Raw genomic sequence first — 20973 nt, forward strand, 5'->3', positions numbered from 1 at the left:
GGGTGGTCGGGATTTTGTGTTGCGTTGGTCGTCGTCCCCTTGCTGTGGACGAACAGCCGGGCCCGGAACCCCGGCGGCCCCGGAGCGCTGGAATGCGCTCCGGGGCCCAAGACTTCAGACGCGTCAGGCGTTGACGCAGGTGTTGCCGAAGGCCGGGTTCAGCAGGCCGATGACGTTGACGGTGTTACCGCAGACGTTCACGGGCACGTGGACCGGGACCTGGACGACGTTGCCGGACAGGACACCGGGGGACCCGATGGCCGCGCCCTGGGCCTCCGCGTCGGCGTGGGCCAGGCCCGCACCCGCGAGAACCAGACCACCGGTGGCAGCCGCAGCGGCGACAACCTTCTTGAACATTGTTCCTCCTAGTTGGCAATGCGGTCCCAGCCGCGGACCGCACCACCTGTAACGAGGAGGGATCACCAGGGCTACGAGCGTATGAGCGCATTCACTCTTCTCAGTGGAAAACGCACACGTTCCCGATTTTCAGCAGTTGTCGATGAATCGGTCGAGCACGCGCACGCCGAACTTCAGCCCGTCCACCGGCACCCGCTCGTCCACCCCGTGGAACATCCCGGCGAAGTCCAGCTCCGGCGGCAGCTGCAGCGGGGCGAAGCCGAAGCAGCGGATGCCGAGGTCGTCGAAGGACTTGGCGTCCGTACCGCCCGACAGCATGTACGGGACCGCCCGCGCGATCGGGTCCTCGGCCTTGAGGGCGCCCTGCATGGCGTCGACGAGCTTCCCGTCGAAGTCCGTCTCGAGGGCCTTGTCCCCGTGCACGTCCTCGCGCTTGACGCGCGGGCCGAGGATCCGGTCGAGGTCGGCGAAGAACTCGTCCTCGTAGCCGGGCAGGAAGCGGCCGTCGACGTGCGCGGTGGCCTGGCCGGGGATGACGTTCACCTTGTAGCCGGCGCCGAGCATGGTCGGGGCGGCCGAGTTGCGCAGCGTCGCGCCGACCATCTTGGCGATGCCGCCGAGCTTGGCCAGGGTCGCGTCCATGTCGTCGGGGTCGAGCGGGGTGCCGAGCGCGTCGGAGAGCTCGTCCAGGAAGGACCGTACGGTCTTGGTGACCCTGACCGGCCACTGGTGGCGGCCGAGGCGGCCCACGGCCTCGCACAGCTCCGTGATGGCGTTGTCGTTGTTCGTCATCGAGCCGTGTCCCGCGGTGCCGTCCACCGTGAGCCGCATCCAGTGCATGCCCTTCTGGGCGGTCTCCACCAGGTACAGCCGCAGGTTCTCGTTGACGGTGAACGAGAAGCCGCCGACCTCGCCGATCGCCTCGGTGACCCCCTCGAACAGCCCGGGGTGCTTGTCCACGAGGTGCCGGGCGCCGTACAGGCCGCCCGCCTCCTCGTCGGCGAGGAAGGCCAGCACGATGTCCCGCGGGGGCTTGCGGCCGCTGCGCAGCCGGTCGCGTACGACGGCCAGCGTCATCGCGTCCATGTCCTTCATGTCGACGGCGCCGCGGCCCCACACGCAGCCGTCGGCGATCTCGCCCGCGAAGGGGTCGTACGTCCAGTCGGCGGCGTTCGCCGGCACGACGTCCGTGTGGCCGTGGATCAGCAGCGCCGGCCTCGACGGGTCCTCCCCCTCGATGCGCGCGACGGTCGAGGCGCGCCCCTTGTGGGATTCGAAGATCTGCGGCTCCAGCCCGACCTCGGCGAGCTTCTCCGCGACCCACTCGGCCGCCTTGCGCTCGCCGGGTCCGGAGTGGTCCCCGTAGTTGCTGGTGTCGATCCGGATGAGGTCCCGGCAGAGGTCGACGACCTCGTCCTCGCCGGAGACGGTCCTGCCCGCGCTCGACTCGCTCACGCTGCTTCCTCCCACTGATCGGTGCCGACTGCCTCCCATCCTCGCGCGTGGGACGGCTCTCCCCAAGGGCGATCCCCGGCCGTCGGGGGGTGTGATCGAGGGCCCCGGAATGTTTGGTAATGTTTTCCACGTCGGAACGGCCCGCAAGGGACGCGAGACAGACACCTTGTCCGGGTGGCGGAATGGCAGACGCGCTAGCTTGAGGTGCTAGTGCCCTTTATCGGGCGTGGGGGTTCAAGTCCCCCCTCGGACACACAGAGCGAGAACCCCACTTCGGTGGGGTTCTTCGCGTTTTGCGGCGTTCCCTGCGTTCCTCCGGCCCGTTCCCGGGCGGGCTACCCTGAAGGCGTGATCGAGAACCTTCCCCCTTGCCCGAAATGCTCCTGTGAGTACACGTATGAGATGAACGCCCTGGTGGTGTGCCCCGAGTGCGGCCACGAATGGGTTCCCGCCGAGGGCGGCGCGCAGGACGGGCCCGGTTCCGGGGAGCGGGTCGTCAAGGACGCCGTCGGCAACGTGCTGAGGGACGGTGACAGCGTGACCGTGGTCAAGGCGCTCAAGGTCAAGGGCAGCCCGTCCGGCATCAAGGCGGGCACGAAGGTGCGCAACATCCGGCTCGTCGACGGTGTGGACGGCCACGACATCGACTGCCGGATCGAGGGCTTCGGTGCCATGCAGCTGAAGTCCGGCGTGGTCAAGAAGGCCTGACCGTCGCGACAGGTCTCGTGACGACGAGAAGGACCCCGCCTCGGGCGGGGTCCTTCTTCGTTCACGGTCGGCCGTGCGCCGTCAGCGGTTCGCGGCGATCTCCGCCACGCGGCGGCGGACCAGGAACCAGCCGCCGACGAGCGCGGCCCCGATGACGGGGACGCACAGGACCGTGGTGCGGCCGACGCCGCCGTCGCACCACATCAGGACCAGCACGGTGAGCAGGAACACCAGCGTGACGATCTGCGTGTACGGGGCCCAGGGCAGGCGGTAGGACGGGCGCTGGAGGCTGCCCTCCTGCGCGCGGCGCCAGAAGAACAGCGAGCAGATCATGACCATCGCCCAGGTGCCGAGGATGCCCAGCGAGGCGAAGTTCAGGACGAGCTCGAAGGCGTCCTTCGGCATCCAGGCGTTCAGGCCGACGCCGGCGAGGCCGAAGGCGGCGGTGAACAGGACACCGCCGTAGGGGACCTTGCCCTTGTTCATGAGGCCGGTGAACTTCGGCGCGGAGCCGGACACGGCCATCGAGCGCAGGATGCGGCCGGTGGAGTAGAGGCCGGAGTTCAGGCTGGAGAGCGCCGCGGTCAGGACGACCAGGTTCATGATGCCGGCGGTGCCGGGGATGCCGAGCTTGTCGAAGACGGTGACGAAGGGGCTCTGTTCGCTCGAGTACGCGGTGTACGGCAGCAGCATCGCGAGCAGGACGACGGAGCCGACGTAGAAGAGGCCGACGCGCCACATGATCGAGTTGATCGCCTTCGGCATGATCTTCTCGGGGTTCTCGGTCTCGCCCGCGGCGACGCCGCACAGCTCGACGGAGGCGTACGCGAAGACGACGCCCTGGACCACCAGGAGCATCGGCAGGACCCCGGACGGGAAGATGCCGCCGTTGTCGGTGATGGTGGACAGGCCCGGGGTGTGGCCGCCGATGTCGTGGCTGGTGGCGACGAGGTAGATCGCGACGACCAGGAAGATCGCCAGAGCGGCGACCTTGACGAGGGAGAACCAGAACTCCATCTCGCCGAAGTACTTCACCGAGATCAGGTTCGCGGTGAGGACCACGGCGAGGGCGATCAGGGCGAGGACCCACTGCGGGACGCTGGTGAACATGGACCAGAAGTGCGCGTAGGTCGCGGCGGCCGTGATGTCGGCCACGGTGGTGGTGGACCAGTTCAGGAAGTACAGCCAGCCGGCCGTGTAGGCGCCCTTCTCCCCCATGAACTCGCGCGCGTACGAGACGAACGCGCCGGAGGAGGGCCGGTAGAGCACGAGCTCGCCCAGGGCTCGGACGACGAAGAAGGCGAAGATGCCGCACACCGCGTAGGCGATCGCGAGGGAGGGGCCCGCGTTGGCGAGCCGGCCGCCGGCGCCGAGGAACAGGCCGGTGCCTATCGCCCCGCCGATCGCGATCATGTTGATGTGGCGGGACTTGAGGTCCTTGCTGTAGCCCTCGTCACCGGCGTCGACGTGGCGGGAGGACGCCGGGGCCGGGGCCTCGGTCAAGGTGCGGTCACTCATGTAGGGCTTCGCCTTCGTGGGTGGGACAGGCAGGTCCGGGCCGCCGCGCAGGGGAGCTGGGTGGTGTCACCTGTGCGAGGTCGGATGGTTTTGTCGACACAGGAGACCATGAGGCCGGGCCACGGCCAAAACCCGTCCTCCTCGCGCAGAAGCCCCCGGCGACCATGGAAACAGGTGCCGGGGGCTTCGTACGAGCTCGAAAGCGAGGCGGTGGGGGTCAGTCGCGGGGGGCGGCCTCCGCGGCCTGGTCGAGGCGGAAGGCCTCGTTCCCCAGGCCGATACGGGCGTGCACCTCGGGGCGGCTGCGCTGCAGGACGACCCCGTACAGCAGCCCGCCCACGACGGCGGCGCCGATGATCCCGGGCAGGAGCCAGCTGAGCGCGGAGCCCTCCTCGGCGCCGACCAGGACGCCGAAGTCCTTCACCGTGTACCCGGCGATGCCGAGCAGGGCGACTCCGGCGGCGCCGGCCGCGACGAGCCGCCAGACCTGGGCGCCGGCGGTGCCGCGGCGGACGAAGAAGGCGATGACGGCGAAGGAGGCGGCGGCCATGAGAAGGGTCACGCCGAGGGCGCCGACGCTGCCCATCCAGGTGAACAGGTGCAGGACGGGCGCGGTGGGGTCGCCGGCGGGCTTGTCGTCGGTGAGGGCGAAGGCGAGGACGACGAGGGTGGAGATGACGGTCTGCAGGAGGGATCCGGTGGCGGGGGCGCCGGTGCCCGCGCTGGTCCGGCCGAAGGCGGCCGGGAGCAGGCCCTCGCGGCCCATGGCGAAGGCGTAGCGGGCGACCACGTTGTGGAAGCTGAGCATGGCCGCGAACATGCCGGTCACGAAGAGGACGTGCAGGACGTCGGTGAAGGTGGCGCCGAGGCGCCCCTCGGTGAGCTGGAAGAGCAGGCCGGGACCGGCTTCGGCGGAGGTCTTGACGACCTCGGAGGGGCCGGTGGCGACGGTGAGGGCCCAGGCGCTGAACGCGAAGAAGAGGGCGACGAAGCCGACGGCGAGGAACATCACGCGGGAGACGACGATGTGGGGCTTGCTGGTCTCCTCGGCGTAGACCGGGGACTGCTCGAAGCCGACGAAGGCGGCGATGCAGAAGCAGAGGGCGGTGCCGAGTCCGGCGCCGGTGAGGGTCTCGGGGTTGAAGGCGTGCAGCGAGAGGCCTTCGGGACCGGGGTCACCGAGGGCGGCGACGTCGAAGACGACGACGAGGGCGCACTCGATCAGGAGGAGGACCCCGAGGACGCGGGCGTTGAGGTCGATCTTGAGCCAGCCGAGCGCGCCGGTGACGGCGACGGCGGCCAGGGCCGGTATCCACCAGGCGACGTTGATCTGGAGGTAGGTGGCGAACAGGCCGGAGATCTCGAAGCCGAGGATCCCGTAGACGCCGACCTGCATGGCGCTGTACGCGACGAGGGCGACGAGCGAGGCGCCGGCGCCCGCGGTGGGGCCGAGGCCGCGGGCGATGTAGGCGTAGAAGGCGCCGGCGTTGTGGACGTGCCGGCTCATCTCGGCGTAGCCGATGCTGAAGAGCGCGAGGACGATGCCGAGGATCACGAACAGCAGCGGCTGGCCGACGACGCCCATGACGCCGAAGGTGGTGGGCATCACGCCGGCGACCACCATCAGGGGTGCGCTGGCGGCCAGTACGGAGAGCAGCAGGCCGGCCGTGCCGAGGCGGTCGGCGCGCAGCGCGCGGTCCTGGCCCTTGTAGGTGCGGATCTCGGGCGCGGTGCTGAGCGTGGTGGATCTGCCCGTCGCCATGGCGGGGTGTCCTTTCGGGGGAGGGTCGAGCGGAGCGGGGTGCGGTGCGGTGGAGCAGCGTTCGGTCGAGCGGGGTGCGGTCGAGCGGGGTGCGGTCGAGCGGGGTGCGCGTCAGGCCGTGCCGAGTGCGGCGCTGCGGGCGGCGAGGAAGGCCTTGTGCGGGTCGAGGTCCGGATAGGACCAGGGGGCGGGCGTGGCGTGGCTGCCGATGCGGTGGAAGAGGGCGGCGGCCTCGGCCGGGCGGCCCTCGCAGAGCTTGGCGTGGGCCAGGAAGTTGAGGTCGACCCGGTTGCGGGGGTGGTCCTCGCGTTCCCATTCGAGCCACCAGTCGAAGGCGGAGCGCAGCACCTGGCGGGCGCGGCGGTTCGACCAGTGGGCGGCGGCCCCGTCGGGGGTGCGGCCCTCGGTGGCGGCGAGCACGCGGTAGCGCTCGGCGTGGGCGATGACCGGGAGGACGGCGAGCGGGGAGTCGGCCGGGGACTCCTCGGCGGCCCAGGCGGCGAAGTCGTAGACCTCGTGGAGCGGGTCGTGGCCGGCGCCGGGGGTGTGCTCGGCCAGCCTGGCGACCATCAGGTGGTGGGCGTGGTGGTGCTCGCGGTGGCGGGCGCGGACCTGGTCGAAGTGGCGGCTGAACTCCTCCTCGGTGCCGAAGGCGCGGGAGAGCATGAGCAGCCCCAGCCAGGGGGTGGGGTCGGCCGGGAGCAGGGCGGCGGCCCGGCGGCAGGCCTGTTCGGCGGCCTCGGGCGTGCCCTTGCGGCGCAGCGCCGTGAAGACGGCGGCGCAGGCGAGCAGGGTGGCGGCGTCGGCGCTGTCGGGTTCGGCGAGCAGCCATTCGCGGGCCCAGGCGGTGGCCGCCGGGGTTTCGGCGAGTACGACGACGCGGTGGCCGCGGCGGTCCCAGTCGTCGCCGGTGCCGACGAGGAGGGAGCGGGCCTTGGCCCAGCGGCCCTGGCTGAACTGGGCGCGTACGTCGACCAGCTCGGTGTCGCAGAGGGCCGGGTCGAAGAGCTGGGCGTCCCGCTTGCGGGCGCGGCCGAGGGGCGGCGGAGGCGGGGACATCCGCGGGATTCCCTCCAGGGCACGGGCGCGGGCGGACGGTTGGCTGGATGATCACGCACAGCAAAGCGGTAGGCACAGCTCCGCGTCAAGGTCCAGTCCACTGCGTGGCGCGTTTCAACTGGTATGTACATGACCCTAGTTGGGGCGGAACAACGTGTTCGCGACGGCCGCGGGCCTGGCCGTAGGGTGGGCCCATGACGACGTACGACGATCTCCCGCCGGCCCTGTTCGCCTTCCCCGGGCCGCTGCGCGACAGCCTGGTGGCAGCGGTGCTGAGCGGCGCGAAGACCTCGACGACCGGATTGCTGACCGAATACGAGGTCACGGGCGAACCCCTGCCGGCGGTGGGCGGGCGGAGGGCGGTCATGGACTCCGCGGAACGTCCGGTGGCCGTCCTGGAAGTGACGGACGTACGCGTTCTGCCGCTCGCGGAGGTGGACCTGCGGCACGCCCTGGACGAGGGCGAGGGGTACGCGTCCGTGGCCGAATGGCGCGTTTCCCACGAGCGGTTCTGGAACGGGCCGGAGATCCGCGAGGTGCTCGGCGACCCGGAGTTCACGGTGGCCGACGACACGATGGTCGTCGCGGAACGCTTCCGGGTCGTCGAACGCCTGCAGACGCCCTGACGGCCCTGACAGCCCTGGGGGGTGTCGTCCTAGCGGGCCGCGCGGCAGGCCCCGTCCGCAACGCTCGCGGACATACCGGCCTCCTGCAGGTCGCGGCGCAGCTGGTCTGGTTGCCGACCGTGCCCTCCTAACAGGCCTGCCCGGCGGCGTCCGTGACCTGCTTGCCGTGCTGCACGATGTACTGCTCGCAGTCCTGGATGCCGGAGGGGGCGGCGGTGGCGGCCGGGGCGGCGATGAAGGCGCCGCCGACGGCGAGGACCAGGCCGGCCAGGATGCTGGGGATACGGGCCGACGGACCCATGCGGATCCCTCTGCTCTCTCGGTCGGTCACGCGATCCGCGGGTGCGCCGGACCACGGGCGGGGGCGGCGCGCAGCGGGCACTCCGGTGGCGGCCGGCTCGCGGGGCAGTCCCCCTCCCCCTTCCGACGCTCGAGCACGCCACCGGCACCCGCACGTCCGCCCGCGCCCGTCCAGCGGGAGCCGCGGCCCGGGCCGCGGCCGAGTCCCGGGCCGGTGTCGGCCCCAGCCCACCGCCTCAGCCCACCGCCCTGGCTGCGGCGCGACCGGCCGCGCGGCCCGAGAAGAGGCAGCCGCCGAGGAAGGTGCCCTCCAGGGCGCGGTAGCCGTGGACCCCGCCGCCGCCGAAGCCGGCTGCCTCGCCGGCCGCGTACAGGCCCGGCAGCGGATCGCCGGTTGCGGTGAGGACCCGGGAGGACAGGTCGGTCTCCAGCCCGCCCAGGGACTTGCGGGTCAGGATGGAGAGCCGTACGGCGATCAGCGGGCCCGCCTTCGGGTCCAGGATCCGGTGCGGGGCGGCGGTGCGGATCAGCTTGTCGCCGAGGTACTTGCGGGCGCCGTGGATGGCCGTGACCTGGAGGTCCTTGGTGAACGGGTTGGCGATCTCCCGGTCGCGCGCCACGATCTCCCGGCGGACGGTCTCCTCGTCGAGCAGGTCCTCCTTGGTGACCGCGTTCATGCCGCGCACCAGCGCGCCGAGGTCGCGTTCGACGACGAAGTCCGCGCCGTGGTCCATGAAGGCCCGGACCGGGCCGGGGACGGCAAGCCGCGCGCGGTTGACGACGTCGCGGACCGACCTGCCGGTGAGGTCGGGGTTCTGCTCGGAGCCGGAGAGGGCGAACTCCTTGCCGATGATGCGCTCGTTGAGGACGAACCAGGTGTGGTCGTGGCCGGTCTTCATGATGTGGTCGAGGGTGCCGAGGGTGTCGAAGCCCGGGAAGAGCGGTACGGGCAGCCGCTTGCCGGTGGCGTCCAGCCAGAGCGAGGACGGGCCGGGCAGGATGCGGATGCCGTGCTTGGCCCAGATCGGGCTCCAGTTCTCGATGCCCTCGGTGTAGTGCCACATCCGGTCCTTGTTGATGTGGCTGGCGCCGGCCTCCTCGGCGATGCCCAGCATCAGGCCGTCCACGTGCGCCGGGACCCCGGAGAGCATCCGCTGCGGCGGGGTGCCGAGCCGGGCCGGCCACTGCTCGCGCACGAGGTCGTGGTTGCCGCCGATCCCGCCGCTGGTCACGATCACCGCCTGGGCCCGCAGGGAGAAGGCCCCGGTGCTCTCGCGGCCGCTCGCGGTGCCCCGTACGGCGTCGGAGGGCTCCAGGATCTCGCCCGTGACGGTGTCGAGGGCGCCGGCCGTCCGGGCGAGCCCGGTGACCCGGTGGCGGAACCGGAACTGGACCATGCCGCGGGCCACTCCGGCGCGGACCCGCCGCTCGAAGGGTTCGACCAGGCCGGGGCCGGTGCCCCAGGTGATGTGGAAGCGGGGGACGGAGTTGCCGTGGCCGTTCGCGTCGTAGCCGCCGCGTTCGGCCCAGCCGACCACCGGGAAGAAGCGCACGCCCTGGGCGTGCAGCCAGGGCCGCTTCTCGCCGGCCGCGAAGTCGACGTACGCCTCGGCCCAGCGGCGCGGCCAGGCGTCCTCCTCGCGGTCGAAGCCGGCGGTGCCCTGCCAGTCCTGGAGGGCGAGTTCGTGGCTGTCCTTGATCCGCATCCGCCGCTGTTCGGGCGAGTCGACGAAGAACAGCCCGCCGAAGGACCAGTGCGCCTGACCGCCGATCGACTGCTCGGGTTCCTGGTCGAGCAGGATGACCTTGCGGCCCGCGTCGACGAGCTCGGCGGTGGCCGCCAGGCCCGCGAGCCCGGCCCCGATCACGATCACGTCTGCGTCGCACGTCATGGCGAACCCGTCCTCCGGTCGATGGTGGGGCAGATCCTTGGCTACGGAGCGGTAACCAGTCAACAGCGGTGGTTGGATGAGCCGTGTGAGTGCTGCTGACGAAGTACTGGACGTGGTGGACCGGGACGACCGGGTGACGGGGCAGGCGCCGCGGGGCGAGGTGTACGCGGGCGGGCTGCTCCACCGGTGTGTGTTCGTACAGGCCAGGGATGCGCGGGGGCGGATCTTCGTGCACCGGCGGACGGCCTCGAAGCTGGTCTTCCCCTCCGCCCACGACATGTTCGTGGGCGGGGTGGTGGGCGCCGGCGAGAGCTACGCGCAGGCCGCCCTGCGGGAGGCCGAGGAGGAGCTGGGCGTGCAGGGGCTGGCGCAGCCGGTGCCGCTGTTCAAGTTCCTGTACGAGGGTCCGGGCGGCGCCTGGTGGTCGTACGTGCACGAGGTGCGCTGTGATCTGCCGGTGCGGCCGCAGGAGACGGAGGTCGCCTGGCACGCGTGGCTCTCCGAGGAGGAGCTGGCGGAGCGGGTCGCGGACGGCGGGTGGGAGTGGGTGCCGGACGGGCTGGAGGCGTACCGGCGACTGCGCGCGCACCGGGAGTCCGGCCAGTAGATTGATCAGGTGATCGACTTCGTCAAGGACGTGCGCCTCTGGTTCGCGCCGCAGCGGGTGAGGGACGAGGGCGAGACTCCCGACTACCGCTTCTCGCTGGCCAACGAGCGGACCTTCCTGGCCTGGATCCGGACCGCCCTCGCGCTGGTGGGCGGCGGTTTCGCGGTGGACCAGTTCCTGCCGGACCTGCGCTGGGGCGTGCGGGTCGGGATGTCCCTCGCGCTGCTCGTGGTGGGTGCGGCCTGCGCGCTGCGGGCGGTGAACCACTGGGTGAAGTGCGAGCGGGCGATGCGGCGGGGCGAGGACCTGCCGCTGTCCCGGTTCCCGGTGGTGTTGAGCCTGGGGGTGGGCCTGGTCGCGGTGTCGATGGTGCTGGTGGTGCTGCTGGGCTGGACGGGCGGGCAGTGACGTCCTCCGGTGCGGCGGGGCGCGACGCGGGCCTGCAGCCCGAGCGGACCCGGCTCGCGTGGCGGCGTACGACGCTGGCGTGCTCGGTGACGGCGGTGCTGGCGCTGCGGCAGGCGCTGCGCGGGTCGGGCTCGCCGGTGGAGGTGGTCGGGGCGGCGGTGATCGCGCTGATCTGGCTGGCGTTCCTGGGGGTCGCGCACGTGCGGATGCGGCAGCTGGCGGCGGCCCGGCCGCCGGGGCTCGCACCGCGGTCGGCGCTGGCGGCGGTGGCGTGCACGGTGGCGCTGTCGGTCTTCGCGGTGGCGGTCATCTTCTGAGCGGCTGATCGGATGATCCGGCTTGTCCGCGTCGCTTGGGACACAACGGGCGATAAGGGGCGTTTCGCATTAGCCTCGGCGGCATGACGACCCTGCACCGGGAACACGCCACCCACGAGCACATCCACGGCCCCGCCTGCGGCCACACCGAGGTGTCCCACGGCGACCACGTCGACTACGCGCACGACGGCCATCTGCACCGCGAGCATTCCGGGCACTGGGACGAATGCGAGCCCGCGGGGCACACCGCACACGAGGCCCACGACCACGCCCACGGGCCGGCCTGCGGGCACGACGCCGTGCAGCACGGCGATCACGTGGACTACGTGCACGACGGGCACCGGCACGCCGAGCACGACGGGCACTACGACGACCACTGACGGAACGCCGGTACGGCCGCCGAAACGGCCGTACCGGCGGGCCCCCGCCCTCCCCCGAGGCCGCCGCGACTGGCAGGATGCTGACCGCTTGTCAGAGCGACCCGGGGAGAGCAGATGACCGCCGAAGATCCGTACCTCGTCCAGCCCGCGGGCGGGGTGTACGCCTACGTCCAGCCGGACGGCGGCTGGTGCCTCAACAACGCCGGCTTCGTGAGCGACGGCGGCCGGACCCTGCTCATCGACACCGCGGCCACCGAGCGGCGGGCGCTGGCCCTGCGCGAGGCGGTCGTGGCGGCCGGTGTGCCGTTGCCGCGCACGGTGGTCAACACCCACCACCACGGCGACCACACGTACGGCAACGGCGTCTTCGCCCCCGAGGCCCTGGTCCTCGGGCACGACAACGCGCGCACCGAGCAGCTCGCCGCCGGGCACCAGCTGGAGATGATCTGGCCGGCGACCGACTTCGGCGCGATCGAGATCACCGCGCCGGACCTCACGTACAGCGACCGGATGACCTTCCACCTCGGCGAGACGGAGGTCCAGGTCGTCCACCCGGGCGTCGCGCACACCACCGGGGACTCGATCGTGTGGCTGCCCCGGCAGCGGACCGTCTTCACCGGCGACCTGGTCTTCGCCGAGGGCACGCCCTTCCTGGCGATGGGCTCGCTGGCCGGTTCGCTGCGGGCGCTGGAGCTGCTGCGCTCGCTCGGCGCGGAGACCGTCGTACCGGGCCACGGGCCGCTGACGGACCCGTCCGCGTACGAGGCCACCGAGCGGTATCTGCAGTACGTGGCCGAACTCGCCCGGGAGGGCAGGGCGAAGGGGCTGACCCCGCTGGAGGTGGCGCGCGAGGCCGAGCTCGGCGAGTTCGGGGCGTGGCGGGAGAGCGAGCGGCTGGTGGCGAACCTGCACCGGGCGTACGCGGAGCTGGCCGGCGAGCCGGAAGGGGCGCCGCTGAACATACTGGCGGTGCTCCAGGACATGACGGTGATGAACGGCGGGACGCCGATCCTCTGCCACGCGTGAGCCACCCGTACGGGCCGGAGGATCCCTCCGGCCCGTACTCGTGGACGCTGCACACTGGACGACATACCGACTGGTCGGCATGATGTCTCTCGTTCGTCTCGTCCTCGTCCACTCCGCACGGAGGTGCGCACCATGACCTCAGCGTCAGCGTCCGCTTCAGCCGGCCCCCGCGGCCTCGATCTGGAGCGGCTGCGCGGTCATCTCGACCGGGAGCGGCCGGGGCTCGTGTCCGGGGAGCTGCGCGGCCGGCTGATCGAAGGCGGCCGCTCGAACCTCACGTACGAGATCACCGACGGGACCGCCCGCTGGGTGGTGCGCCGCCCGCCGCTCGGCCACGTCCTGGCGACGGCGCACGACATGCGGCGCGAGCACCGGGTGATCCGGGCGCTGCACGGTACGGCCGTGCCGGTGCCCGAGCCGCTGCTGCTGTGCGAGGACGAGTCGGTCCTCGGAGCGCCGTTCTACGTCATGGAGTACGTGGACGGGGTGCCGTACCGGACGGCCGGGCAGCTGGCCGCGATCGGCCCCGAGCGCACCCGCCGGGCGGTCCTGGGCCTCGTCGACACGCTGGTCGACCTGCACGCGGTGGACCCGGAGGCGGTGGGCCTGGGCGACTTCGGCCGGCCCGAGGGCTTCCTCGACCGGCAGCTGCGCCGCTGGGGCAAGCAGCTCGCGGCCTCCCGGGGGCGCGAGCTCGCGGGCATCGACGAGCTGCACGGCGCGCTCGGCCGCGCCCTGCCCGACTCCCCCGCCCCGACCGTCGTGCACGGCGACTTCCGGCTGGACAACGTGCTGATCGGCGGTCCGGACGACACGATCAGGGCGGTGCTCGACTGGGAGATGTCCACGCTCGGCGATCCGCTGACCGACCTCGGGCTGCTGGTGATGTACAGCTCGGACCTGGGGCTCAGCGACTCCCCGGTCAGCACGACGAGCGGGGCGCCCGGCCATCCGGCGCCGGCCGAGCTGATCGAGCGGTACGCCGCCCGCTCCGGCCGGGACACCGGTGCGATCGCCTGGTACACGGCCTTCGCCTGGTTCAAGCTCGCGGTGATCCTCGAGGGCATCCACTACCGCTACACGCTCGGGCAGACGGTGGGCGCGGGCTTCGACCGGATCGGCGAGCTGGTCCCGGTCTTCATCGAGCACGGTCTGACCACCCTCCAGGAAGGCTGAGACACACCATGGACTTCGCATTCGACGCCCGGACCGAGGAACTCCGCGCACGGCTCTTCGCGTTCATGGACGAGTACGTGTACCCGGCGGAGCCCGTCGCCGCCGAGCAGCGCGCGCGACTGGCCTCGCCCTGGGACACCCCGGCCGTCTTCGGTGAACTGAAGGCCGAGGCACGCCGTCAGGGCCTGTGGAACCTCTTCTTCGTGGACCAGCACGGCCTTCCGGATGCCTCGCACGGCGCCGGGCTGACCAACCTGCAGTACGCCCCCCTCGCCGAGATCACCGGCCGCAGCCCGCACCTGGCGCCGATGGCCACCAACTGCGCGGCCCCGGACACCGGGAACATGGAGCTGCTCGCGCAGTTCGGCAACGAGGAGCAGAAGAAGCAGTGGCTCGAGCCGCTGCTGGCCGGCGAGATCCGGTCCGCCTTCGCGATGACGGAGCCCGACGTGGCTTCCTCGGACGCGACGAACATCGAGACCCGGATCGAGCGTTCGGCGAGTGGTGGCGGGGCCGACGAGTACACGGTCACCGGTCGCAAGTGGTTCATCTCCGGGGCCATGAACCCGGACTGCAAGATCTTCATCGTCATGGGCAAGACGGACCCGGAAGGCGCCGATCCGCGCCGCCAGCAGTCGATGATCCTGGTCCCGCGGGACACCCCGGGCGTCGAGGTGCGCCGGGCGATGACGGTCTACGGGTACGAGGACCACGACCACGGCGGCCACGCCGAGGTGGTCTTCGACGGGGCCCGGGTGCCGGCCGCGAACCTGATCGGCGAGGAGGGCTCCGGCTTCGCGATCGCCCAGGCCAGGCTCGGCCCGGGCCGGATCCACCACTGCATGCGGCTGATCGGCATGGCGGAGCGGGCCATCGAGCTGATGTGCCGGCGCGCGGTGGGCCGTACGGCCTTCGGCAAGGAGCTGGCCGCGCAGGGCGTCGTGCAGAACTGGATCGCGGATGCCCGGGTCACGGTGGAGCAGCTGCGCCTGCTGGTCCTGAAGACGGCCTGGCTGATGGACACGGTCGGCAACCGGGGTGCGCACACCGAGATCCAGGCCATCAAGATCGCGACCCCGCGGGCGGTGGTGCGGATCCTGGACGACGCTGTGCAGTTGCACGGCGCGGGCGGGGTGAGCCAGGACTTCCCGCTCGCCGAACTGTGGGCGGCGGCGCGGACGCTGCGGCTGGCGGACGGACCGGACGAGGTGCACCAGCGTTCGCTGGCGCACCGGGAGTTGAAGAAGTACGCGGGTCGCCCGTGAACGTGTGGGAATCGTGCGGGAGTTCGCATGAACCCATGTGCGAAGTGAAGGCGATGCGGGAGGCCTTTTAAGAAACCTTGTTGAACAACCCCGCCACGCCGAGGCGTTCTTGATTTGCGCCTGTCAATCGGATCAGGGTTCTCCAGAAGGTTTGACGCCCCACACGTCAACATGAGGAGAACCCTCCAGATGGCAACTCACAAGCGTTCGCGCGGTTTCCGGTACGCAGCAGTCGGCGCGGGAGCCGCCACAGCGGCCGCCGTGACCCTGTTCGCCACCCCCTTCGCGGGGGCGGCGGCACCGGCCGAGGGCACGGTCTACGGACTGGGCGCGCCCGGCGCGATCAGCGGAAGCTACGTCGTCATACTCGACGCATCCGCGAACAAGGAACAGCTGGCCAAGAAGTACGGCGGCGAGCTGAAGCGCTCCTACAGCTCCGGGGTCAACGGCTTCTCGGCCGCGGGCCTGAGCGAGACCGAGGCCAAGCGGCTCGCCGCGGACCCGGCGGTCGGAAAGGTCGTGCAGAACAAGAAGTTCACCATCAACGCCACTCAGGACAACCCGCCTTCATGGGGTCTGGACCGGATCGACCAGACGGCCAAGGCGGGCGACAAGAAGTACAGCTATCCCGACGGGGCCGGCGAGGGCGTGACGGCGTACGTCATCGACACCGGCATACGCACGACGCACAAGGACTTCGGCGGCCGCGCGACGTCCGGCTTCGACGCGGTGGACAACGACGACAGCGCCGACGACGGAAACGGCCACGGCACGCACGTGGCGGGCACCATAGCGGGGACCGCGCACGGCGTCGCCAAGAAGGCGAAGCTGGTCGCGGTGCGGGTGCTGGACGACAACGGCTCCGGCACCACCGAGCAGGTCGTCGCCGGCATCGACTGGGTCACCCAGCACCACTCGGGGCCCTCGGTGGCCAACATGAGCCTGGGCGGCGGCGCGGACGAGGCGCTGGACGAGGCGGTGCGCCGGGCCATCGCCTCGGGCGTCACCTTCGCCGTGGCGGCGGGCAACGAGTCGGCCGACGCCGGCAAGGGCTCCCCCGCGCGGGTTCCGGAGGCGATCACCGTGGCGTCGAGCACCATCGACGACCAGCAGTCCTCGTTCTCCAACTTCGGCTCCGTGGTGGACCTGTACGCACCGGGTTCGGACATCACGTCCGCCTGGAACGACAGCGACACCGGCACGAAGACCATCTCCGGCACTTCCATGGCCACCCCGCACGTGGTGGGCGCCGCGGCGGTCTACCTGGCCGCCCACCCGTCCTCGACCCCGGCGCAGACGGCCGCGGCGCTGACGGGCGCGGCCACGGCGGGCGCGGTGAGCAACCCGTCGCCGGGCACGGCGAACAAGCTGCTGAAGGTCGCCCCGTAACGGGAGACCGGACGCACTGACCGTCCTCCTACGGTCGCAGCGCGCGCAGCAGCAGGTCGGCGAGGTGATCGGCGACCTGCTGCGGCGTGAGCGGGCCGTCCGTGCGGTACCAGGTGGACAGGTGGTGGACGGAGCCGAAGTGGTAGTCCACCACCAGGTCCGCGGGCGTTGCGGTGGAGAACACTCCGGTGCGCTGGCCTTCCTCGACCAGCGCCCGGAAGCGCTCGTGGTAGCGCCGGCGCTCCGCCCGCACCTGCTTGAACTTCTCCGGGCTGAGCTGGTGCATCGACCGGAAGAAGATCGCCGCGTCGTCGAGGTTCTCGATGGTGGTGACCACCACGTCGGCGGCCGCGGCGCGCAGCCGCTCCTCGACCGGGGCATCGGAATCGGCCACCGCGTCCAGGCGCTGCTGCTGGAGGCGCAGCATCCGCGCGTACACCTCGTGCAGCAGATCGTCCTTGGATCCGAAGTAGTGGTAGAGCGCACCCTTGGTGACCCCGGCCGCCTCGACGATCTCCTGTACGGAGGTGCGGTCGTAACCGCGCTCGGCGAACAGCCGGGTGGCGACGGCCAGCAGCCGCTGCGGCACCGGGGCTTCGTGCGTGCCTTCGGGCTCCGTGGTCCTGGCAGCCATCGCTGACCTTCCCTTCCCTGATCTCTGGTCCGTACGACGGGCCGTACGGACCAGCCGTACGACCGGCTGTACGACCGTACGACTGTTTTCAGCCGCGGTCGCGCAGTTCCCGTCGCAGGATCTTGCCACTCGTCGTCTTCGGCAGGACAGGCAGGATCTCGACTTGCCGCGGGTATTTGTAGGCGGCGATGCGGGCGGCGCAGTACGCGGACAGCTCCTCCGGCTGAGCCGATGTGCCGGGGCGCAGGCTCACGTAGGCCTTCACGCTCTCGCCGCGGTACGGGTCCGGGACGCCGACCACGGCCGCCTCGCGCACGGCGGGGTGGGTGTAGAGCACGTCCTCGACCTCGCGGGGCCAGACCTTGAACCCTGAGGCGTTGATCATGTCCTTCTTGCGGTCGACGACGTAGAGCCAGCCGTCCGCGTCCATGAACCCGACGTCGCCGGTGCGCAGTTCCCCGTCCGGGAAGGCCTTGGCGGTGTCCGCCGGCAGCCCCCAGTAGCCGGGGACGACCTGGGGGCCGCGGACGGCTATCTCGCCGGTCTCGCCGAAGGGCACCTCGCCGCCGTGCTCGTCCAGGATCCGTACGAGCGTGTCGGCGCCGGGCAGGCCCACGGAAAGGGTGCCGGAGGCGGGGTCCACCGGGGCTTCGAGGTGCACGGGCACGGAGGCGCAGGGGGCGGTGCACTCGGTGAGGCCGTAGCCGTTGCGCAGGTAGAAGCCGAAGGACGCGCGGAGGCGTTCGACGAGGGCGGGCGGGAGCGGGGCGCCGCCGGAGGAGATCACCCGGAACGAGGCGAAGTGGTCCGGGGTGGCCTCGGGGTGGGCGGCGAGGGCCATGAAGGCGGTGGCCGGGCCGACGGTGTAGGCGGGGCGGTGCTCGAGGAAGGCGTCGAGGACGACGCCGGCGTCGAAGCGGTGGGCGAGGACGAGGGTGCCGGCGTTGGCGAAGCACGCGCCGAGCTCGCAGACCATGCCGGTGATGTGGAACAGGGGCGCGAGGGCGAAGTACGCGGCGCCCTCGGGGAGCGGGTGCCCGGTGACCTGCCGGACGGCGTTGTGGGTGAGCGCGCCGTGCGGGTTCATGGCGCCCTTGGGGGTGCCGCTGGTGCCGGAGGTGTAGCTGATGAGCGCGGTGTCGGCGGCGGTGAGGCCGGGGTCGGGCGGGGCGGGGTGGCCCTGGCGGGCCACGGCGGTGAGGTCGGCCGGGACCACTGCGCCGGCCGGGGCCGGGACGCCGGGGCCGGCGGTTTCGGGGCCGGGTCCGGGCTGCAGGGGCGCGGCCTCGGAGGGTCCGGCCTGTGGCCGCCGTGGCTGCGGGACCCATCCGACGACGCCTGCCGACGCCGGGGCAGCGCCCGGCGCGGTCGGGGCCGGCGCGGTGGCGGAGGCCGGCGCGGTGGCGGAGGCCGGCTGCGCCGGGGCGAAGACGCGCGGGTCGTTGCGGGTCTGGAAGTCCCGGTCCGAGGCGGTCAGGGCCACCCGTACGGCCGTGCCGCGGACGGCCTCGGCCACGTACGCCGTCCACGCGCGGCCGTCACAGATCAGCGCGGAAGCCCCCGAGTCGCGCAGGATGTGCCCGATCTCGCCTGATTTGTACATGGGGTTGAGCGGGACGACCACCGCCCCGGCCTTCCAGGCGGCCAGGACGGCGAGCACGAAGTGCGGGGTGTTCTGCAGCATGACGGCGACGCGGTCCCCGCGGCGGATGCCGCGCACCGCGAGGTGGCCGGCGACGGAGTCGGAGAGCGCGTCGGTCTCCGCGTAGCCGATGCGGCCGTCGAAGTAGGCCAGCGCGGTGCGCTCCGGGGCCCGGGCGACGGCGTCGCGGAAGGCGTGCAGCACGCTGGGCGACGGGGAGACGGGGGCGCGCTGGGCCGGGCTGAGCAGCCCGAGCCAGGGCTTGGCGGCATAGCCGGAGGGCCGGGTCACCTGGTCTCCCACTTCTGCTGGAGGTAGTTCATGCTGCCGAGCCAGCGGTCGGGTTCGGTGGCGCGCGCGGCGTAGTAGTCCGCGACCTCGGGGTGCGGGAGGATCAAGAACCGGCCCTTCTCCATGCCGTCGAACAGTGCGTCCGCAACCGCTTCCGGCTCGATCGCGGTCGGCGCGAGGACGAGTTCGCCCGCCGAGCCCGCGGCCGTCAGCATGTCGGTGCGGACCCCCTGCGGGCAGATGGCATGGACCTGCACCCCGCGGTGGCGGTAGGTCAGCGAGAGCCACTCCGCGAAGGCGAGCGCACCGTGCTTGGTGACACTGTACGGCGCCGCCCCGATCATGGTCAGCAGCCCTGCGGCCGAGACGGTGGACACGAAGCGCCCGCTCCCGCGCTCCAGCCAGTCGGGCAGCAGCGCCCGGGCGGCGCGGACGTGCGCCATGACGTTGGTGTCCCAGGCCGCCTCCCACACGGCCTCGTCGGCGAACGCGTCGCCGCCCGAGGCGAGTCCGGCGTTCGCGCAGTAGACGTCCACCCGTCCGCCGAGGGCCTCGCGGGCCTGCGCCACGACGGCCGAGGCATCGCCCGGGACCGCGATCGCCCGGGCGCCGATCTCGCCCGCCACGGCGGCGGCCCTGGCGGCGTCGAGGTCGTTGACCACGACCGTGGCCCCCTCGGCGGCGAAGCGGTGGGCGAGGGCGGCGCCGATGCCGCCGCCCGCGCCGGTGACGACGACTCGCTGGTCCTGGTACGCGCTCACGGGGATCACCTTTCATGGCCGGATGCCCGGCAGACTAACCGGTCGGTATGTCGGGGTGGAAGGGGGTCGACCCCTAGCGTGGCCGGATGACGCTGTCACGACGGGGGCTGCTGGGGCTGGCGGGGACGACGGGGGCCTTGGGGACTCTCGGGGCGGCGGGCGCGGCGCCCGTACGGCCACCGGACCCGGCGGCGGGAGCCACCGACCGGGTGCGCACGGGCTTCGAGCAGCTCGCCGCGGACGGCTACGCGGTGCTCGCCGGGCAGCGGGTCGGCGTGGTCACCAACCCCACCGGGATCACCGCCGACGCCCGCCACCTGGTCGACGTACTGCACGCGGACGCCCGGGTGGACCTGGTGGCGGTGTTCGGTCCGGAACACGGGTTCCGCGGGACGGCGCAGGCGGGCGACTCGGAGGCGGCCGGGCGTGATCCGGCCACCGGGCTGCCGGTGTACGACACGTACGGCAAGAGCGGGCAGAAGCTCGCGGACGTGTTCACGGCGGCCGGGATCGACACGGTCGTCTTCGACATCCAGGACGTCGGGGCGCGCTTCTACACCTACATCTGGACGCTGTACGACTGCATGCGCGCGGCCGCACTGGCCGGCAAGGCGGTGGTCGTACTGGACCGGCCGAACCCGGTGGGCGGCCGGCGGGCCGCCGGCCCCGTGCTGGAGCGCGCGTACGCGAGCGGCGTCGGCCGGGAGCCGATCGCGCTCGCCCACGGGATGACGGTGGCCGAGCTGGCCCTGCTGTTCAACGGGGAGTTCCTGGCCGCGCAGCCGGTCAGGCTGAGCACGGTGCGGATGACCGGCTGGCGGCGGGACTCCTTCTTCGGGGCGACCGGGCTGCCCTGGGTGCCGCCGAGCCCGAACGTGCCGACGCCGGACACGGCCCTCGCGTACGCCGGCACCTGCCTGTTCGAGGGCACCAACCTGTCGGAGGGGCGCGGGACGACCACGCCGTTCGAGGTGGTCGGCGCGGAGGGCGTGGACCGGCGGTGGGCGGAGGCGGCGCAGGCGCTGGGGCTGCCCGGGGTGTGGTTCCGGGAGGCCTACTTCACTCCGACCTTCTCCAAGCACGCCGGGAAGGTGTGCGGCGGGGTCCGGCTGATCGTGCACGACCGGGCGGCCTTCGATCCGGTACGGGCCGGGATCGGGCTGCTGGTGACCGCGAAGCGGACGTGGAGCGGTTTCGCGTGGCGCACCGACCACTGGATCGACCAGCTGACCGGCTCGGACCGGGTTCGGAAGATGGTGGACGCGGGGGCCGGGGTCGAGGAGATCGCGGCCGACTGGGCGGCGGGGCTGGAGCGGTTCGCGGCGGTGCGGGGGCGGTACCTGCTGTATCCGTGAATCCGCGTCAATCCGCGTCAATCCGTGGGCGACAGGGGTCTGGCC

At 72.0% G+C, this 20973-nt stretch carries 21 protein-coding genes and 1 tRNA gene; 12 read left to right on the top strand and 10 right to left on the bottom strand.

The features are described 5' to 3' along the window. Positions 1 to 123 precede the first annotated feature (123 nt). Positions 124 to 357, bottom strand: a complete 234-nt coding sequence (gene chpH / locus ACZ49B_RS17680; protein ID WP_468306490.1) for a chaplin ChpH — start codon at positions 355 to 357, stop codon at positions 124 to 126. Between the two features lie 129 nt (positions 358 to 486). Continuing rightward, positions 487 to 1812: a M20/M25/M40 family metallo-hydrolase gene (locus ACZ49B_RS17685; protein ID WP_468306492.1), complete on the bottom strand. Its 1326-nt coding sequence runs from the start codon at positions 1810 to 1812 to the stop codon at positions 487 to 489. 168 nt (positions 1813 to 1980) lie between these two features. Here ACZ49B_RS17685 and ACZ49B_RS17690 point away from each other — a divergent pair. Together ACZ49B_RS17690 and ACZ49B_RS17695 are read left to right on the top strand one after the other, a co-directional pair. Further along, positions 1981 to 2065 (top strand) — tRNA-Leu (locus tag ACZ49B_RS17690). Positions 2066 to 2160: 95 nt separating this feature from the next. Then, positions 2161 to 2520 carry a zinc ribbon domain-containing protein YjdM gene (locus ACZ49B_RS17695; RefSeq protein ID WP_468306495.1) on the top strand — a complete coding sequence of 120 codons (360 nt, stop codon included), beginning with the start codon at positions 2161 to 2163 and terminating at the stop codon, positions 2518 to 2520. 81 nt (positions 2521 to 2601) lie between these two features. Here ACZ49B_RS17695 and ACZ49B_RS17700 read toward each other — a convergent pair whose 3' ends face one another. The 3 genes from ACZ49B_RS17700 to ACZ49B_RS17710 form a co-directional block, all read right to left on the bottom strand. Next, positions 2602 to 4038 carry an amino acid permease gene (locus ACZ49B_RS17700; protein WP_468306497.1) on the bottom strand — a complete coding sequence of 479 codons (1437 nt, stop codon included), beginning with the start codon at positions 4036 to 4038 and terminating at the stop codon, positions 2602 to 2604. Positions 4039 to 4255: 217 nt separating this feature from the next. Continuing rightward, positions 4256 to 5800, bottom strand: coding sequence for an APC family permease (locus tag ACZ49B_RS17705; RefSeq protein ID WP_468306500.1), 1545 nt, complete (start codon positions 5798 to 5800; stop codon positions 4256 to 4258). Between the two features lie 111 nt (positions 5801 to 5911). Further along, positions 5912 to 6859 (bottom strand): hypothetical protein, encoded by a 948-nt coding sequence (locus ACZ49B_RS17710; protein ID WP_468306503.1) that lies wholly within the window; start codon positions 6857 to 6859, stop codon positions 5912 to 5914. Between the two features lie 194 nt (positions 6860 to 7053). Here ACZ49B_RS17710 and ACZ49B_RS17715 point away from each other — a divergent pair, with 194 nt between their 5' ends. After that, on the top strand, positions 7054 to 7485 hold the full coding sequence (locus tag ACZ49B_RS17715) for an ASCH domain-containing protein (protein ID WP_468306505.1): 432 nt from the start codon (positions 7054 to 7056) through the stop codon (positions 7483 to 7485). 127 nt (positions 7486 to 7612) lie between these two features. Here the strand turns inward: ACZ49B_RS17715 and ACZ49B_RS17720 are convergent, their stop codons facing one another. Together ACZ49B_RS17720 and ACZ49B_RS17725 are read right to left on the bottom strand one after the other, a co-directional pair. Further along, positions 7613 to 7816 carry a hypothetical protein gene (locus ACZ49B_RS17720; protein ID WP_468306508.1) on the bottom strand — a complete coding sequence of 68 codons (204 nt, stop codon included), beginning with the start codon at positions 7814 to 7816 and terminating at the stop codon, positions 7613 to 7615. A gap of 205 nt (positions 7817 to 8021) precedes the next feature. Next, positions 8022 to 9677, bottom strand: a complete 1656-nt coding sequence (locus ACZ49B_RS17725) for an FAD-binding dehydrogenase (protein ID WP_468306510.1) — start codon at positions 9675 to 9677, stop codon at positions 8022 to 8024. An 85-nt stretch (positions 9678 to 9762) separates the two neighbouring features. On the opposite strand from ACZ49B_RS17725, the gene ACZ49B_RS17730 reads away from it, so the two are divergent. The 8 genes from ACZ49B_RS17730 to ACZ49B_RS17765 all read left to right on the top strand — a co-directional run bounded on the left by ACZ49B_RS17730 (position 9763) and on the right by ACZ49B_RS17765 (position 16245). Then, positions 9763 to 10284 carry an NUDIX hydrolase gene (locus ACZ49B_RS17730; protein ID WP_468306513.1) on the top strand — a complete coding sequence of 174 codons (522 nt, stop codon included), beginning with the start codon at positions 9763 to 9765 and terminating at the stop codon, positions 10282 to 10284. A 9-nt stretch (positions 10285 to 10293) separates the two neighbouring features. Continuing rightward, positions 10294 to 10692, top strand: coding sequence for a YidH family protein (locus tag ACZ49B_RS17735; RefSeq protein WP_468306516.1), 399 nt, complete (start codon positions 10294 to 10296; stop codon positions 10690 to 10692). After that, positions 10689 to 11009 carry a DUF202 domain-containing protein gene (locus ACZ49B_RS17740; RefSeq protein WP_468306518.1) on the top strand — a complete coding sequence of 107 codons (321 nt, stop codon included), beginning with the start codon at positions 10689 to 10691 and terminating at the stop codon, positions 11007 to 11009. The genes ACZ49B_RS17735 and ACZ49B_RS17740 overlap by 4 nt, the downstream gene beginning before the upstream one ends. A gap of 83 nt (positions 11010 to 11092) precedes the next feature. Further along, positions 11093 to 11389, top strand: a complete 297-nt coding sequence (locus ACZ49B_RS17745; protein ID WP_468306520.1) for a hypothetical protein — start codon at positions 11093 to 11095, stop codon at positions 11387 to 11389. 114 nt (positions 11390 to 11503) lie between these two features. Further along, positions 11504 to 12415, top strand: coding sequence for an MBL fold metallo-hydrolase (locus ACZ49B_RS17750; protein WP_468306523.1), 912 nt, complete (start codon positions 11504 to 11506; stop codon positions 12413 to 12415). A 132-nt stretch (positions 12416 to 12547) separates the two neighbouring features. Beyond that, on the top strand, positions 12548 to 13591 hold the full coding sequence (locus tag ACZ49B_RS17755; protein ID WP_468306526.1) for a phosphotransferase family protein: 1044 nt from the start codon (positions 12548 to 12550) through the stop codon (positions 13589 to 13591). An 8-nt stretch (positions 13592 to 13599) separates the two neighbouring features. Beyond that, on the top strand, positions 13600 to 14856 hold the full coding sequence (locus tag ACZ49B_RS17760; protein ID WP_468306529.1) for an acyl-CoA dehydrogenase family protein: 1257 nt from the start codon (positions 13600 to 13602) through the stop codon (positions 14854 to 14856). 189 nt (positions 14857 to 15045) lie between these two features. Next, on the top strand, positions 15046 to 16245 hold the full coding sequence (locus ACZ49B_RS17765; protein WP_468306531.1) for a S8 family peptidase: 1200 nt from the start codon (positions 15046 to 15048) through the stop codon (positions 16243 to 16245). A gap of 28 nt (positions 16246 to 16273) precedes the next feature. On the opposite strand, the gene ACZ49B_RS17770 is transcribed toward ACZ49B_RS17765, so the two are convergent. The 3 genes from ACZ49B_RS17770 to ACZ49B_RS17780 form a co-directional block, all read right to left on the bottom strand. Further along, the gene (locus tag ACZ49B_RS17770) at positions 16274 to 16879 is read right to left on the bottom strand and encodes a TetR/AcrR family transcriptional regulator (protein ID WP_030294262.1); all 606 of its coding nucleotides are present in this window, start codon (positions 16877 to 16879) and stop codon (positions 16274 to 16276) included. 88 nt (positions 16880 to 16967) lie between these two features. After that, entirely contained in the window at positions 16968 to 18812 is a 1845-nt protein-coding gene (locus ACZ49B_RS17775) for an AMP-binding protein (protein ID WP_468306534.1), read from the bottom strand. Then, a complete protein-coding gene (locus ACZ49B_RS17780) occupies positions 18809 to 19582 on the bottom strand; it encodes an SDR family oxidoreductase (RefSeq protein WP_468306537.1) in 774 nt (257 codons plus the stop codon). The genes ACZ49B_RS17775 and ACZ49B_RS17780 overlap by 4 nt, the downstream gene beginning before the upstream one ends. 77 nt (positions 19583 to 19659) lie before the next feature. Between ACZ49B_RS17780 and ACZ49B_RS17785 the strand changes: the two genes are divergently transcribed. After that, positions 19660 to 20928: an exo-beta-N-acetylmuramidase NamZ family protein gene (locus ACZ49B_RS17785; RefSeq protein ID WP_468306539.1), complete on the top strand. Its 1269-nt coding sequence runs from the start codon at positions 19660 to 19662 to the stop codon at positions 20926 to 20928. The last annotated feature ends 45 nt before the right edge of the window (positions 20929 to 20973 follow it).

Source organism: Streptomyces sp. NPDC031132, assembly GCF_055570595.1.